This window comes from Pseudomonas trivialis, from assembly GCF_036864995.1.
Classification (GTDB): Bacteria; Pseudomonadota; Gammaproteobacteria; order Pseudomonadales; family Pseudomonadaceae; genus Aquipseudomonas; species Aquipseudomonas trivialis.
This window is the reverse complement of sequence record NZ_CP142151.1, coordinates 1479538-1493856: the sequence shown is the minus strand read 5'-3', so window position 1 is coordinate 1493856 and position 14319 is coordinate 1479538. Positions and strand designations below refer to the sequence as shown.

Below are 14319 nucleotides of genomic sequence, written 5' to 3'. Positions count from 1 at the left end.
AATCCTTCCAATGAGCCAACAGTTTCAACACGATGTTCTGGTGATCGGCAGCGGCGCGGCCGGCTTGAGCCTGGCATTGACCCTCCCCAGCCATTTGCGCATTGCGGTGCTGAGCAAAGGCGACCTGGCCAACGGATCGACATTCTGGGCCCAGGGCGGCGTCGCGGCGGTGCTGGACGAGCACGACACAGTAAAATCCCATGTCGACGACACCCTCAACGCCGGCGGCGGTCTGTGCGACGAAGACGCGGTACGCTTCACCGTGGAACACAGCCGCGAAGCCATCCAATGGCTGATCGATCAGGGCGTGCCCTTCACCCGCGATGAGCACACAGGCAGCGACGATGGCGGGTTCGAGTTTCATCTCACCCGCGAAGGCGGCCACAGCCAACGGCGTATCATCCACGCCGCCGATGCCACCGGCGCCGCCATTTTCAAGACCCTGCTCGAACAAGCGCGCCAGCGTCCCAACATCGAACTGCTGGAGCAACGCGTCGCCGTCGACCTGATCACCGAAAAACGCCTGGGCCTGGACGGCGCACGCTGCCTGGGCGCCTATGTACTCAACCGCGTCAGCGGCGAAGTAGATACCTACGGCGCGCGCTTCACCATTCTCGCCTCGGGCGGCGCAGCCAAGGTCTACCTCTATACCAGCAATCCGGACGGTGCCTGCGGTGATGGCATCGCCATGGCCTGGCGCTCGGGCTGCCGGGTGGCCAACCTGGAATTCAACCAGTTCCACCCCACCTGCCTGTATCACCCGCAGGCCAAAAGCTTCCTGATCACCGAAGCCCTGCGCGGTGAAGGCGCGCACCTGAAACTGCCCAATGGCGAACGCTTCATGCAACGCTTCGACCCGCGCGCCGAGCTGGCGCCGCGAGATATCGTCGCCCGTGCCATCGACCATGAAATGAAGCGCCTGGGCATCGACTGCGTTTACCTGGACATCAGCCACAAACCCGCAGACTTCATCAAGGCCCACTTTCCCACCGTCTACGAGCGCTGCCTGGCCTTCAATATCGACATCACCCAAGGCCCGATCCCTGTGGTGCCGGCCGCGCACTACACCTGCGGCGGCGTGATGGTCGACCAGCATGGGCGCACCGACGTGCCTGGTCTCTATGCGATTGGCGAAACCAGCTTCACCGGCCTGCACGGCGCCAACCGCATGGCCAGCAATTCGCTGCTCGAATGCTTCGTCTACGCACGTTCAGCGGCGGCGGATATTCTCGAACAATTGCCAAACATCCCGGTACCCGCCGCCCTGCCCCGCTGGGACGCCAGCCAGGTGACGGACTCGGACGAAGACGTGATCATCGCCCACAACTGGGACGAGCTGCGCCGCTTCATGTGGGACTACGTGGGGATTGTGCGCACCAACAAGCGCCTGCAACGGGCTCAACACCGCGTGCGCCTGCTGCTGGATGAGATCGACGAGTTTTACAGTAATTACAAAGTCAGCCGCGACCTGATCGAATTGCGCAACCTAGCCCAAGTGGCCGAGCTGATGATCCGCTCAGCCATGGAGCGCAAGGAAAGCCGCGGCCTGCACTACACCCTCGACTACCCGCAGCTGCTGCCCGAGGCCCGTAACACTATTCTGGTGCCAACCACCTACGGCGGCTGAATTTCAGGCGAGTCCGCAGACGCCGGTGCACATCGGCGACCTGCGAATCCCTGGGCACACAGGTAGAGCGCACCCGCCATTGCCCCGGTAATCGATAGCGCAGCACCACGATCAACGGCAACGCCAGGCTGTCGGGGCGCAGCTGCACACTGTGCCAGCCGCGCTCGCCGCTGAATAATTGCCAGCCGTCTTCATCACGGCGCAGGCCAAGAATCGACGAACGGTGAGTCAGCAGAATCTGACGCGGCAACACCCAGGCGGCATGGGCTACGCACGCCAGCATGCCAAGAGCGGCAAAAGGCACGTCGAGCACCAGCAAGGCGCCCAGCGCGCAAAGCTGGGGCGAGGGCATACGCCGCCAGCAACAGCTGCGAGGCCTGCCAGCGACATTCAAAGCGATTACTTGGGCTGGACACGATCCAGGATCATCCGAACCATGCGTTGCAGCTCCGGATCTTCAGACTCGGCGCGCTCCATGAACCAGCCGAACATGTCCTGATCCTCGCATTCCAGCAACCGCACGTACAGGTCACGATCCACCTTATCGAGCGTCGCGTACACCTCTTTGGTGAACGGCACCAGCAACACATCCAGCTCAAGCATGCCGCGGCGGCTGTGCCAGTAGAGGCGATTGATTTCTACGTCTTCGACCATGGAACGCTCCTCAAATAGCGCGCAAGTATACAGGCCCGGCGGCACCCGAACAGCCAGCGTTGGTCGCGCCCCGAGGAAACTATCCATTTGCCGGGCGCCCCTCTATGATGCACGCATGACTTTTTGACCTGCGATGACCCATGGCCGACTCTGCTTTCTTCTGCCCCCTGTCCCACGAAGGCGTTCTCGCCGTCCGTGGCGCCGATGCCGCCAAATTCCTGCAGGGCCAACTCACCTGCAACCTCAATTACCTGAGTGACACCCAGGCCAGCCTTGGCGCGCGCTGCACGCAAAAAGGCCGCATGCAATCGAGCTTTCGCATTGTGTTGCAAGGTGACGGCGTGCTGATGGCCATGGCCACTGAGCTGCTGGAGCCGCAACTGGCGGACCTGAAAAAATACGCGGTATTTTCCAAATCCAGGCTCACCGATGAAAGCGCCGCCTGGGTCCGTTTCGGCCTTTCAAATGCTGATAAAACGCTGAGCAGCCTGGGCCTCGAACTGCCGACCGACACCGACAGCGTCGCGCGCACCGATGCGTTGATCGCCATTCGCATCTCCCCTGCCCGTGCCGAACTCTGGGCGCCTGCCGAACACGCCGAAACCGTACGCAGCCACCTGGCCACGCAGCTTGATAAAACGGACTTGAACGAATGGCTGCTGGGCCAGATCCGCGCCGGCATCGGCCAGGTGATGCCACAGACCCGCGAGCTGTTCATTCCGCAGATGCTCAACCTGCAGGCTGTGGGCGGTGTCAGCTTCAAAAAGGGCTGCTACACCGGCCAGGAAATCGTCGCGCGCATGCAGTACCTGGGCAAACTCAAACGCCGCCTGTATCGCCTGAGCCTTGATGCCACAAACACGCCGGAGCCCGGCACTGCGCTGTTCTCCCCCAGCCACGGCAGCTCGATTGGCGAAGTGGTGATTGCGGCAAAAGCTGACCTGTCGATTGAACTTCTGGCGGTGTTGCAAGCCGAAGCTGCCGATAATGGCGACGTGCATTTGGGCTCGCTGGAAGGGCCCGCCCTGCAACTGCTCGACCTGCCCTATCAACTTGATCGAGATCGAGAGATTCAGCGCTGATCACCGTACTTTTTTGCAGCACCCTTGAGAGCATGAATGAACAAACTGGCGGATAAAGTCCAACAGGCTTTGGTAAAGGCCATCGACAACGATGACCTGGTTCTGCCGACATTGCCGGAAGTGGCCCTGAACATTCGTCAGGCCGCCGAAAACCCGGATATCAGCATCAGCCACTTGAGCAAAGTGATCGGTCGCGACACCGCGCTGTCCGCACGCCTGATCAAAGTGGTGAACAGTCCGTTGTTGCGTGCCACTCAGGAAGTCACCAACCTGCACACCGCCATTACCCGGCTGGGCACCAACTACAGCAGCAACCTGGCCATCGGACTGGTGATGGAACAGATCTTCCATGCCCGCTCCGAGGTGGTCGAACAGAAAATGCGTGACGTGTGGCGCCGCAGCCTGGAAGTGGCGGGCGTCAGCTACGCCCTGTGCCGCAGTCACTCACAGCTCAAGCCGGACCAGGCCGCCCTTGGCGGGCTGGTACACCAGATCGGCGTGCTGCCGATTCTCACCTACGCCGAAGATCACTACCAGTTGCTGTCCGACCCGGTCAGCCTCAACCACGTGATCGACAGCATCCACCCGCTGTTGGGCGACAAGCTGCTGAGCGTCTGGGACTTTCCGGAAATGCTCGCCAAGCTGCCCGGCCAATACCTGAACCTGGAGCGCGATTCCGCCAGGCTCGACTACATCGACATCGTCCAGGCAGCGGTGCTGTATTGCCATCGCGGCACTGATCATCCGCTGGCTGACGTGCCGCTGGCCGATGTGCCGTCGATCATCAAGCTACGCATTGACCCTGCCAGCGAGACCCTGCGCGCGCAGCTGGATGAAGCGCGCTCGATGTTCTATTGATTCAACCGGCGACGAAACTCACCCGCACCTTCAACCCCGCCAACTCGCCATCATGCAGGCTGATCTGCGCCAGATGCGCACGGCAGATCTCGCCGACAATCGCCAGCCCCAGACCTGATCCCATGCCCTGCTGACTGCGCCTATAGAAACGCTCGAACACCCGGTCGCGCTCATCCAGCGGGATGCCGGGGCCATCGTCCTCGACTTCAAGCACCGCCGGCGCCGTGACCCGCAGGATCACATTGCCGCCCGGCGACGTGTGCGCCAACGCGTTATCCACCAGGTTGCTCAAAAGCTCGTTCAGCAGCGTCGGTTCGCCGCGCAGCCACACCGGCTCATCGGCCTCCAGCGCCAGGGCCACGCCGCGCGCATGGGCCAGCGGCGCCATGGCCATGCCCAGCTCACGGGCCAATTGGCTGAGGTCAAGCAACTGCGCGCCGCCTTCGGCAATCGCGCGAGCACCGTTCTCGATGCGGGCCAGGGACAATAATTGATTGGCCAGATGGGTCAGGCGGTCAGTGCCTTGGGCGGCGATCTCCAGAGTGCTGCGCCACGTGGCGGGCGCGTCGCTGCGCAGACCCAGTTCAAGCCGGGCCTTGAGCGCCGCCAGCGGTGTGCGCAATTCGTGGGCAGCGTCGGCAATGAACTGCGCCTGGCGCTCGAACTGGCCGCGCAGACGCTCGGTAAAGTGGTTGAGCGATCGCACCAGCGGGCCGAATTCATGCTGCACTTCCACCAGCGGCAGCGGGCGCAGGTCGTCGGGCTGGCGTTCTTCCACCGCCGTGCGCAGGCGCTCCAGCGGGCGCAGCGCCGCGCTCACAGCGAACCACACCAGCAGCAGTGCACCGACGCCGAGCATGCCCAGGCGCAACAACGTGTCGGCCGCCAGGCTGCGGGCCATGCTGACGCGCGCTTCATCGGTTTCGGCCACGCGAATTTCCGCCATGCCGTTCATGTTCGGCTCGGAGACGGCCTTGAGCAGGCTGACCACCCGCACTTCCTGCCCTTGATACACCGCGTTGTAGAAACGCGCCAAGGCCGGATAGTCGTCAGTTCGCGGCGTGCCCGGCGGCGGGCCGGGAAGGTGCTCGTAGCCGGAGATGAGCTTCTGATCAATATCATTGACCTGGTAATAAATGCGCCCGGCGCTGTCGTAGGCGAAGGTGTCCAGCGCCACATAGGGCACATTGGCGCTGAGGGTGCCGTCGACCTGGGTCAGGCCGGCGGCGATGGTGCGCGCCGAGGCCAGCAGCGTGCGGTCATACGCCGTGTCGGCGGCCTCGCGACCATTCCAGTAAGCGCTCAAGCCACTGGCGATCATTAACACCACCAGCAACAGCGCGAGGTTCCACAGCAGGCGCCAGCGCAGGCTGCTCGGCTTATGCATCGCGGGCTTCCAACAGGTAGCCCAGGCCCCGGAAGGTCACGATAGCAATAGGCTGGCCGTCGAGCTTCTTGCGCAGGCGGTGCACGTAGATTTCGATGGCGTCGGGGCTGGCTTCCTCATCCAGGCCGAAGACCTGGGAGGCGAGTTGCTCCTTGCTCATCACCCGGCCGGGCCGCGCGATCAGCGCTTCGAGCACGGCCTGCTCGCGGGACGTCAGGGTCATCAGCTCGCCGCCGACGGTGAAGCGCCGTGTGTCGAGGTCGTAGATCAGCACACCGCAGGCCTGCTGGCGCTCGCCGCCGAGCACGCTACGCCGCAGCAGCGCTTTGACCCGCGCCTCGAGTTCCGTCAGTTCGAACGGCTTGGCGAGGTAATCGTCGGCGCCCAAATTCAAACCATGCACACGGTCCTTCACATCACTGCGCGCGGTCAGCATCAACACCGGCAGATTTTTCCCACGGGCGCGCAGCCGCGCCAACACCTCAAAACCATCCATGCGCGGCAGCCCCACGTCGAGGATCGCCACCGCGTAATCCTCACTGTTCAAGGCCAAGTCGGCGGCCACCCCATCGTGCAGCACGTCGACGGTCAAACCCGTGCTCTTGAGCGCCTGGGCGACACTTTCGGCGAGCTGCAAATGGTCTTCAACCAAGAGGACACGCATGGATTTCTACCTCATTCAGGAGTGGTCGATGCCACGCTTCGCCGGGCAGTTTACAGGCGCCGCCTGGCCTGTGAAGCCCGAAAACATTGAAAGGCTACTGAAAGGTTAGCGAAAGCTTCGCACTTTAGGATCCAAACACGGTGGTTCCAGCCCGCCGAGCGATCTGACCGTCGCGCCCGAAAAACGCCTCGATGCGTTTTCGCCAAAAATAAGAACAATAACGGAGTGCACAACGATGCTGTCGACACAGTCCCAGGCTTGTCCGCCTGTTCGTTTTCCCCGCATGACCCACACTGCCCTTGCCAGCGCCGCGGCCCTTGCCGGTTTTTCACCACTCGGCCAGGCTGCCTTCTTCGAAGACAGCAGCGCGACCCTCGAAACCCGCAACATGTACTTCAACCGCGACTTTCGCGACGGCACCAGTGCCCAGCAATCCAAACGCGACGAATGGGCTCAGGGTTTCATGCTCAACCTGCAGTCGGGCTACACCGACGGCACCATCGGCTTTGGCGTGGACGCGCTGGGCATGCTCGGCGTCAAGCTCGACTCCAGCCCCGACCGCACCGGCACCGGCCTCTTGCCCACCCATGACGACGGCCGCGCCGCCAACGAATATTCCAAGCTGGGCCTGACGGGCAAAGTGAAAGTGTCCGCCACCGAGCTGAAAATCGGTGCGTTGATGCCCGAACTGCCGATCCTCAAGCCCAACGACGGGCGCATCCTGCCGCAGACCTTCAACGGCGGCCTGCTGACCTCCAGGGAATTCGAGAACCTGACGTTCACCGGCGGCCGCCTGGACAAGGCCAAGGACCGCGACGACAGCAACTATGAGGACATCGCCCTCAACAACAAGAACAGCCGCTTCCTCAGCGGCGCCACCGGCAAGCACTTCAACTTCGGTGGCGTGGACTATAAATTCGCCGACAAGATCACCGGCAGCTACCACTTCGCTCAGCTCGACGATGTCTACCGTCAGCACTTCCTCGGCCTGGTCGCCGCCCGCCCCATGGGCCCCGGCACTTTCGGCGCCGACCTGCGGCTGGCCATCAGCGACGACACCGGTGCCGCCCGGGGCGGCAAGATCGACAACACCTCCCTCAGCGGCCTGTTCAGCTATGCCCTCAACGGCCACAAGCTCAGCGCCGGTTACCAGCGCATGTCCGGCGACAGCGCGTTCCCCTATGTGGATGGCAGCGACCCGTATCTGGTCAACTTCGTGCAGATCAACGACTTTGCCGGCGCCGAAGAGCGCTCATGGCAGGCCCGTTACGACTACGACTTCGCCAAACTGGGCATTCCCGGCCTGAGCTTCATGAGCCGTTACCTGTCGGGTGACAACATCCGGCTGAGGAACGGCGAGACCGGCAAGGAATGGGAGCGCAACAGCGAGATCAAGTACGTGGTGCAAAGTGGCACGTTCAAGAATGTGGCGGTGCGCCTGCGTAACGCTACCTACCGTTCCAACTATTCAGCCCGTGATGCGGATGAAATGCGCGTGCTGGTCAGCTACAGCGTCGCACTCTGGTAAGCAACTCATAACAACAATGACGGAGAAACCCATGACCCTCTCACTGCGTAAAATGGCCCTCGCCGCCGGCTGCATGCTGTTCGCCGGCCAACTGCTGGCCGCCGACGAGCCCAAGCGCCCGGAGTGCATCGCCCCGGCCTCCCCCGGCGGTGGTTTTGACCTGACCTGCAAGCTGGCGCAAAGCGCGCTGGTCAACGAGAAGCTGCTGAGCAAGCCGATGCGCGTGACCTACATGCCAGGCGGCGTCGGCGCGGTGGCCTACAACGCCGTGGTCGCCCAGCGCCCTGGCGACGCCGGCACCCTGGTTGCCTGGTCCAGCGGTTCGCTGTTGAACCTGGCCCAGGGCAAGTTCGGGCGATTCGATGAGAGCGCCGTGCGTTGGCTGGCGGCGGTGGGCACCAGCTACGGGGCCATCGCGGTAAAAGCCGATTCGCCCTACAAGAACCTCGATGATCTCGTAAAAGCTTTGAAGAAAGATCCGGGCAGCGTGGTGATCGGTTCCGGTGGCACCGTGGGCAGCCAGGACTGGATGCAAACCGCGCTGATCGCCAAGGCTGCCGGAATCAACCCGCGCGAGCTGCGCTACGTGGCCCTCGAAGGCGGCGGTGAAATCGCCACCGCCTTGCTCGGTGGTCATATCCAGGTGGGCAGTACCGACATCTCCGACTCCATGCCGCACATCCTCAGCGGAGACATGCGCCTGCTGGCGGTGTTCTCCGAGCAGCGTCTGGATGAGCCGGAAATGAAGAATATTCCCACCGCTAAAGAGCAAGGCTACGACATCGTCTGGCCAGTGGTACGCGGTTTCTACCTCGGGCCAAAGGTCAGTGATGCTGACTACGCCTGGTGGAAAGAAGCCTTCGACAAGCTGCTGGCGTCCGAAGAATTCGCCAAGCTGCGTGATCAGCGCGAGCTGTTCCCGTTTGCCATGACCGGTCCGGAGCTGGACACCTACGTAAAGAAACAGGTGGCTGACTACAAAGTGCTGGCCAAAGAGTTCGGCCTGATCCAGTAAACGCCCGTCATGTAACGCCACTTCGGCAAGCCTGCCGAAGTGGCCTTGGAGTTTCCCATGCTCTTACAACGCATTTTCGCCGCGATGATGCTGCTCGTCTGCGCCGGCCTGGCCTTGATGGCCTGGCCGTATCAGGCGGCGTTTTCCTACGAGCCGGTCGGGCCTCGCGCTTACCCGCTGCTGATGCTCGGGCTGATGAGCCTGGGCCTGATCTATATGCTGTTTCGCCCGCAACCCACCAGGCACACCGAAGAAGAACCGGCGCTGGACCGCGAAACCCTGGCCAAGATCGGCCTCTGCGTCGCGCTGCTGATCGTGTTTGCCGGCACCTTCGAACCTCTGGGCTTCATTCTCAGCAGCATGCTGATCGGCATCCCGATGGCGCGCCTGTACGGCGGCCGCTGGCTGCCCAGCGTGGTGATCGTGACCTTGATGGCCATCGGTCTTTACCTGTTGTTCGATAAAGCCATGGATGTGCCGCTGCCCCTCGGCCTGCTCGACGTTCTGGAGAACTGATATGGATACTTTTGGCTATTTGGGCCAGGGTTTCGGCGTCGCGCTGAGCCCGTACAACCTGGTGACCGCCCTGTGCGGCACCTTGATCGGTACCGTTGTCGGCCTGTTGCCGGGTCTGGGCCCGATCAACGGCGTAGCGCTGTTGATCCCTATCGCCTTCGCCCTGGGCCTGCCGCCGGAGTCGGCGCTGATCCTGCTGGCTGCGGTGTACCTGGGTTGCGAATACGGCGGCCGTATCAGCTCGATCCTGCTGAACATCCCGGGCGAAGCCTCCACTGTGATGACCACCCTCGACGGTTATCCGATGGCCCGTAAAGGCCTGGCCGGCGTGGCACTATCGTTGTCGGCATGGAGTTCGTTCATCGGCGCGTTTATCGCCACCTGCGGCATGGTGCTGTTTGCGCCGCTGCTGGCCAAGTGGGCGATTGCCTTCGGCCCGGCGGAATATTTCGTCCTGATGGTATTCGCGATTGTGTGCCTGGGCGGCATGGCCGGCGACAAGCCGTTGAAGACCTTTGTGGCGGCGCTGATGGGCTTGTTCCTGTCGGCAGTGGGTATCGACGCCAACAGCGGCGTGTACCGCTTTACCGGCGACAACATCCACCTCACCGACGGTATCCAGTTTGTCGTGCTGGTCCTGGGCCTGTTCTCCATCAGTGAGATCCTGTTGCTGCTGGAAAAAACTCACCGTGGCCAGGAAGCGGTGAAGGCCACCGGACGCATGATGTTCAACCTGAAGGAAGCCGGCTCGGTCTTCGTCGTCAACATCCGTTGCGGCCTGTTGGGCTTCATCATGGGCGTGTTGCCAGGTGCAGGTGCCACTCTGGCCTCGGCGGTTGCCTACATGACCGAGAAACGTATCGCCGGTGCCAGCGGTAAATTCGGCCAGGGCGACATGCGCGGCCTGGCTGCGCCGGAAACCGCCATCGGCGCCTCCGCCTGCGGCGCACTGGTGCCAATGCTGACCCTCGGTGTGCCAGGTTCGGGCACTACCGCGGTGATGATCGGCGCCCTGTCGCTGTACAACATCACCCCCGGCCCCCTGCTGTTCCAACAGCAACCGGACATCGTCTGGGGCCTGATCGCCTCGCTGTTCATCGCCAACATCATGCTGGTGATCCTCAACATTCCGATGATCCGTATCTTCACCCGCATCCTTGCAGTGCCGAACTGGGCGCTGGTGCCGGTGATCGCCATCATCACCGCGATCGGTGTATACGCGGTTCACGCCACCACCTTCGACCTGTTTCTGATGGTGGGTATCGGTATCTTCGGTTACATCCTGCGCAAGCTGGACTTCCCGCTGTCGCCGGTGCTGCTGGGCTTCATCCTTGGCGGTTTGATGGAGCAGAACCTGCGCCGTGCGCTGTCGATCTCCAACGGTGCGCTGGAGATTCTCTGGTCGAGCCCGATCACCCTGGGTGTGTGGGTACTGACCGTATTTATGCTGATGTTCCCGCTGATCCGCATCTACCGTAAACGTGCCCTGCAGCGTCGCGCCCTGACCGATGTCTGACGTCACCTTCAAGCAATGGTGGGGAACACCGCTGGTCGGCCTGGCCGGCGGTTACCTGGCCAGCCTCGTCGGCTGGCCTTTGCCGTACATGGTCGGCTCGTTGCTGGCGATCATCCTGGTGCGTTGCCTCACGCCCTGGCAGTTGGCCGAGATTCCCGGCGGGCGCAAATGCGGCCAATGGGTAGTGGGCATCGGCATCGGCCTGCACTTCACCCCGGTGGTGATCGAGCAGGTGATGAGCCACTTCGGGCTGATCTTCTTCGGTGCCTTGATTACCAGCCTGTCGAGCGTGGTCGGCGTGTGGTTGATGCGGCGCAGCGGTGAAGACCGCGCCACTGCGTTTTTCTCCAGCATGCCGGGCGGTTCGGGTGAGATGGTCAACCTCGGCGCACGCAATGGCGCTGTACTTAGCCGGGTGGCGGCCGGGCAAAGCCTGCGGGTGCTGGTGGTGGTGCTGTGTATCCCGGCGATCTTCAAGTATTTGCTGGGCGGCGGTGCGCCACAGTTTCATCCGGCACCCGTCGACTGGGCCTGGCTGGCCCTGCTGTTTCCGGTAGGCGCGCTGGTCGCCTGGGGCTGGCAACGCTTGCGCCAACCCAACCCCTGGCTGTTCGGGCCGTTGCTGGTAAGTGCCATCGCCAGCGTGACCTGGGACCTGCACATCGGCCTGCCTGACGGCGGCAGTCAGGTTGGCCAGTGGTTGATCGGCAGTGGTTTGGGCTGCCACTTCAACCGTCAGTTTTTTCGCCGCGCCCCGTCATTCATGGGCCGCACCCTGATCGGCACGGCCTTGACCATGGCGCTGGCGACACTGGCGGCGGTAGGGCTGAGCGCCCTGACCCAATTGGACCTGCGCTCACTGACCCTGGGCATGATGCCCGGCGGCATTGCGGAAATGAGCCTCACGGCAGAGACCTTGCAACTGTCGGTGCCGCTGGTGACGGCGATGCAGGTGATGCGCTTGTTGTTCGTGTTGTTTTTGGCCGAGCCATTGTTTCGGCGCTGGGACCGCCAGCCCGGCAAAACCTGAACATCCCACCTTTTCCTGCCGCCGGCTTCAGATCGGCGGCAACCTCCAGTCAATTGGCGCCTCGCCATTCTGCTCAAGAAACTTGTTGGTGCGGCTGAAGTGACCGCAGCCCAAGAACCCGCGATATGCCGACAAGGGCGACGGGTGTACCGAAGTCAGCACCAGGTGCTTGGTGGCATCGATCAGCTTCTGCTTGCCCTGGGCATGGGCGCCCCATAGCAGGAACACCAGATGCGGCTGATGCTCACTGACCACTTCGATAATCCGATCGGTAAAGAACTGCCAGCCCTTGCCCGCATGGGCATTGGCGTTGGCGCGTTCCACCGTCATGGTGGTATTGAGCATCAGCACGCCCTGGTCAGCCCAGCTTTGCAGATAGCCGTGGTTGGGAATATCGATGTTCAGATCGCGCTTGAGCTCTTTATAGATGTTGACCAGCGACGGCGGTGCCGGCACGCCCGGCTGCACCGAAAAGCACAGGCCATGGGCCTGGCCCGGGCCGTGATAAGGGTCCTGGCCGAGGATCACGACCTTGACCTTGTCCAGCGGCGTGGAGTTGAGGGCGTTGAAAATCAGCGGGCCCGGTGGGTAGATTTCCTTGCCGGCCGCATGTTCCTGACGCAGGAACTCGCGCAATTGGGCCATGTAGGGCTTGTCGAACTCCTCTCGCAGGGCGTGCTTCCAGCTGGGTTCGAGTTTGATACGGTCGCCGTCGGTCATGGTGGGTTCATCGTGCAGAAAAAGAATGGGCGAACCCTAGGAAACGTGCCCCCGCTTGTCAATTGATCTGACACACCACCGGCACTTTCCCGTGGAGCGATCATACTGATCCTTCACCTTCTCGATTTGAGGTCACGATGAATCTGCACTTCGAAGAGCTGACCGGCAGCGGCGGCGCCCGTATCGGCATCGCCAGCCTGGACGCTGAAAAATCCCTCAATGCCCTTTCCCTGCCCATGATTCTGGGCCTTGGCGAACGCCTGGAGGCCTGGGCCAAAGACCCGAACATCGTCTGCGTGCTGCTGCGTGGCAACGGGCCCAAGGCCTTTTGCGCCGGTGGCGAAGTGCGCAGCCTGGCCCAGGCGTGCCTTGAGCAACCCGGCGAAGTACCGGCCCTGGCCGCAGCGTTTTTCGCCGCCGAATATCGCCTCGACTACCGCCTGCACACTTACCCCAAGCCGGTGATTTGCTGGGGCCACGGTTACGTGCTGGGCGGCGGCATGGGCCTGTTGCAAAGTGCATCTGTGCGCATTGTCACGCCCGGCAGCCGTCTGGCCATGCCGGAGATCAGCATCGGCCTGTACCCGGACGTGGGGGCCAGCAGCTTCCTGTCGCGCCTGCCCGGCAAACTCGGCCTGTTTATGGGCCTGACCGGCGCGCACATCAATGGACGAGACGCCTTGGACCTGGGCCTGGCAGACCGTTTCCTGCGCGACGATCAGCAAGACGAACTGCTCGAAGGCCTGCTGCAACTCAATTGGCAGGAACAGAGCGCGATGCAGCTCAACAGCCTGCTCAAGGCCCTGGCCCGGGAGGCCGTCGACCAGCAGCCCGAAGCGCAATGGCTACCCCGCCGGGCGCAAATCGACGAATGGCTGGATGTAGGCGATGTACGCTGTGCGTGGCGCGCCTTGAGCCAGCTAAGTGATCACGCTGACCCGCTGCTGAGCCGCGCCGGCAAGACCCTCAGCGAAGGCTGCCCGCTGACAGCGCATCTGGTGTGGGAACAGTTCCAGCGCGCGCGCCACCTGTCGCTGGCAGAGGTGTTCCAGATGGAATACACCATGACGCTGAACTGCTGCCGTCATCCGGAATTCAGTGAAGGTGTTCGCGCGCGATTGATCGACAAGGATCAGAAACCCCGTTGGCACTGGTCCGATATCAACACAGTGCCTGAAGCGGTGGTGCAGGCGCATTTCCACAAGGCGTGGGAGGGACGACATCCCCTGGCGGATTTTTCCTACTTCTGACAGTTATAGCTTCGGCTTCGCGATTGTAAATGCACAATTGTCGGGCTGACTGTCCTGGCAGATATACACCTCTTGTTCAAGCGGGTCCTTGGCGATCTGCCAGTGCAAGGTGCTTGTCAGCGAAATAGCTTCGGCGGCGCCCGGTTTCCCTGGGCGCAAAGCAACGCGCTGGCCGCTGCCGGTACGGTAAACGCATTTATCCAGGCGACCGTTTTCGCGCTCCTGATCCTTCTCCGGTATAAAAATCGCGCCAATGAACCGGTCAACGAAATCACGATGCTCGACCTTTGAACTGAGCCAGGGAAACCGTATATCAGACGTCAGGAAGAAGCCGTCAACGTACCTGATGGTCGATGGGTAGGGACAGCTGAACGCGTCATGGGCCTGGGCCAAGCTGCCAGCCATCAGAAAACACACACAAACCAACCTTTTGATCATTTCTAGAGTTCCATCTATTCCCTGATTACTTCGA

At 62.2% G+C, this 14319-nt stretch carries 14 protein-coding genes and 1 pseudogene; 9 read left to right on the top strand and 6 right to left on the bottom strand.

Features of this window, described 5'->3' with window-relative positions:
* Window positions 1-10 precede the first annotated feature (10 nt).
* Window positions 11-1627, top strand: coding sequence for an L-aspartate oxidase (nadB, locus tag VRB54_RS06615; protein ID WP_338480034.1), 1617 nt, complete (start codon window positions 11-13; stop codon window positions 1625-1627).
* Here the strand turns inward: nadB and VRB54_RS06610 are convergent.
* Both VRB54_RS06610 and VRB54_RS06605 read right to left on the bottom strand, forming a co-directional pair.
* Window positions 1596-2043: pseudogene (locus VRB54_RS06610) on the bottom strand (protein YgfX). The gene nadB and the pseudogene VRB54_RS06610 sit on opposite strands and share 32 nt — an antisense overlap.
* Window positions 2027-2281 (bottom strand): succinate dehydrogenase assembly factor 2, encoded by a 255-nt coding sequence (locus tag VRB54_RS06605; RefSeq protein ID WP_003233917.1) that lies wholly within the window; start codon window positions 2279-2281, stop codon window positions 2027-2029. The pseudogene VRB54_RS06610 and the gene VRB54_RS06605 overlap by 17 nt, the downstream one beginning before the upstream one ends.
* A gap of 140 nt (window positions 2282-2421) precedes the next feature.
* Between VRB54_RS06605 and VRB54_RS06600 the strand changes: the two genes are divergently transcribed.
* Complete coding sequence (locus VRB54_RS06600) at window positions 2422-3363, top strand: folate-binding protein YgfZ (RefSeq protein ID WP_338480033.1); 942 nt, start codon at window positions 2422-2424, stop codon at window positions 3361-3363.
* A 36-nt stretch (window positions 3364-3399) separates the two neighbouring features.
* Window positions 3400-4221: an HDOD domain-containing protein gene (locus tag VRB54_RS06595; RefSeq protein ID WP_338480032.1), complete on the top strand. Its 822-nt coding sequence runs from the start codon at window positions 3400-3402 to the stop codon at window positions 4219-4221.
* Between the two features lies 1 nt (window position 4222).
* Here VRB54_RS06595 and VRB54_RS06590 read toward each other — a convergent pair whose 3' ends face one another.
* Entirely contained in the window at window positions 4223-5608 is a 1386-nt protein-coding gene (locus VRB54_RS06590) for a sensor histidine kinase (RefSeq protein ID WP_338480031.1), read from the bottom strand.
* Window positions 5601-6272, bottom strand: coding sequence for a response regulator (locus VRB54_RS06585; RefSeq protein WP_338480030.1), 672 nt, complete (start codon window positions 6270-6272; stop codon window positions 5601-5603). Before VRB54_RS06585 ends, VRB54_RS06590 begins: the two co-directional genes overlap by 8 nt.
* Before the next feature lie 235 nt (window positions 6273-6507).
* Between VRB54_RS06585 and VRB54_RS06580 the strand changes: the two genes are divergently transcribed.
* From VRB54_RS06580 to VRB54_RS06560, 5 genes are read left to right on the top strand one after another with little or no spacing between them, the layout of a single operon-like run.
* Complete coding sequence (locus VRB54_RS06580; protein ID WP_338480029.1) at window positions 6508-7800, top strand: OprD family porin; 1293 nt, start codon at window positions 6508-6510, stop codon at window positions 7798-7800.
* Between the two features lie 31 nt (window positions 7801-7831).
* Window positions 7832-8815 carry a tripartite tricarboxylate transporter substrate binding protein gene (locus VRB54_RS06575; protein WP_338480027.1) on the top strand — a complete coding sequence of 328 codons (984 nt, stop codon included), beginning with the start codon at window positions 7832-7834 and terminating at the stop codon, window positions 8813-8815.
* A 57-nt stretch (window positions 8816-8872) separates the two neighbouring features.
* Window positions 8873-9331 (top strand): tripartite tricarboxylate transporter TctB family protein, encoded by a 459-nt coding sequence (locus tag VRB54_RS06570; RefSeq protein ID WP_338480026.1) that lies wholly within the window; start codon window positions 8873-8875, stop codon window positions 9329-9331.
* Between the two features lies 1 nt (window position 9332).
* Complete coding sequence (locus VRB54_RS06565; RefSeq protein WP_338480024.1) at window positions 9333-10847, top strand: tripartite tricarboxylate transporter permease; 1515 nt, start codon at window positions 9333-9335, stop codon at window positions 10845-10847.
* Window positions 10840-11877 carry an AbrB family transcriptional regulator gene (locus tag VRB54_RS06560; RefSeq protein ID WP_338480022.1) on the top strand — a complete coding sequence of 346 codons (1038 nt, stop codon included), beginning with the start codon at window positions 10840-10842 and terminating at the stop codon, window positions 11875-11877. The genes VRB54_RS06565 and VRB54_RS06560 overlap by 8 nt, the downstream gene beginning before the upstream one ends.
* Window positions 11878-11904: 27 nt before the next feature.
* On the opposite strand, the gene ung is transcribed toward VRB54_RS06560, so the two are convergent.
* Window positions 11905-12597 carry a uracil-DNA glycosylase gene (gene ung, locus VRB54_RS06555; protein WP_003233900.1) on the bottom strand — a complete coding sequence of 231 codons (693 nt, stop codon included), beginning with the start codon at window positions 12595-12597 and terminating at the stop codon, window positions 11905-11907.
* Window positions 12598-12734: 137 nt separating this feature from the next.
* Between ung and VRB54_RS06550 the strand changes: the two genes are divergently transcribed.
* Window positions 12735-13847, top strand: coding sequence for an enoyl-CoA hydratase/isomerase family protein (locus VRB54_RS06550; protein WP_338480021.1), 1113 nt, complete (start codon window positions 12735-12737; stop codon window positions 13845-13847).
* A gap of 3 nt (window positions 13848-13850) precedes the next feature.
* On the opposite strand, the gene VRB54_RS06545 is transcribed toward VRB54_RS06550, so the two are convergent.
* Window positions 13851-14285, bottom strand: a complete 435-nt coding sequence (locus VRB54_RS06545) for a DUF3757 domain-containing protein (RefSeq protein WP_338480020.1) — start codon at window positions 14283-14285, stop codon at window positions 13851-13853.
* Between the last annotated feature and the right edge of the window lie 34 nt (window positions 14286-14319).

Excerpts from the sequence above, each read along its gene's own strand:
- nadB (WP_338480034.1), top strand. The coding sequence starts at position 11 with ATGAGCCAACAGTTTCAACACGATGTTCTGGTGATCGGCAGCGGCGCG.
- VRB54_RS06605 (WP_003233917.1), bottom strand. The coding sequence starts at position 2,281 with ATGGTCGAAGACGTAGAAATCAATCGCCTCTACTGGCACAGCCGCCGC.
- VRB54_RS06600 (WP_338480033.1), top strand. The coding sequence starts at position 2,422 with ATGGCCGACTCTGCTTTCTTCTGCCCCCTGTCCCACGAAGGCGTTCTC.
- VRB54_RS06595 (WP_338480032.1), top strand. The coding sequence starts at position 3,400 with ATGAACAAACTGGCGGATAAAGTCCAACAGGCTTTGGTAAAGGCCATC.
- VRB54_RS06590 (WP_338480031.1), bottom strand. The coding sequence starts at position 5,608 with ATGCATAAGCCGAGCAGCCTGCGCTGGCGCCTGCTGTGGAACCTCGCG.
- VRB54_RS06585 (WP_338480030.1), bottom strand. The coding sequence starts at position 6,272 with ATGCGTGTCCTCTTGGTTGAAGACCATTTGCAGCTCGCCGAAAGTGTC.
- VRB54_RS06580 (WP_338480029.1), top strand. The coding sequence starts at position 6,508 with ATGCTGTCGACACAGTCCCAGGCTTGTCCGCCTGTTCGTTTTCCCCGC.
- VRB54_RS06575 (WP_338480027.1), top strand. The coding sequence starts at position 7,832 with ATGACCCTCTCACTGCGTAAAATGGCCCTCGCCGCCGGCTGCATGCTG.
- VRB54_RS06570 (WP_338480026.1), top strand. The coding sequence starts at position 8,873 with ATGCTCTTACAACGCATTTTCGCCGCGATGATGCTGCTCGTCTGCGCC.
- VRB54_RS06565 (WP_338480024.1), top strand. The coding sequence starts at position 9,333 with ATGGATACTTTTGGCTATTTGGGCCAGGGTTTCGGCGTCGCGCTGAGC.
- VRB54_RS06560 (WP_338480022.1), top strand. The coding sequence starts at position 10,840 with ATGTCTGACGTCACCTTCAAGCAATGGTGGGGAACACCGCTGGTCGGC.
- ung (WP_003233900.1), bottom strand. The coding sequence starts at position 12,597 with ATGACCGACGGCGACCGTATCAAACTCGAACCCAGCTGGAAGCACGCC.
- VRB54_RS06550 (WP_338480021.1), top strand. The coding sequence starts at position 12,735 with ATGAATCTGCACTTCGAAGAGCTGACCGGCAGCGGCGGCGCCCGTATC.
- VRB54_RS06545 (WP_338480020.1), bottom strand. The coding sequence starts at position 14,285 with ATGATCAAAAGGTTGGTTTGTGTGTGTTTTCTGATGGCTGGCAGCTTG.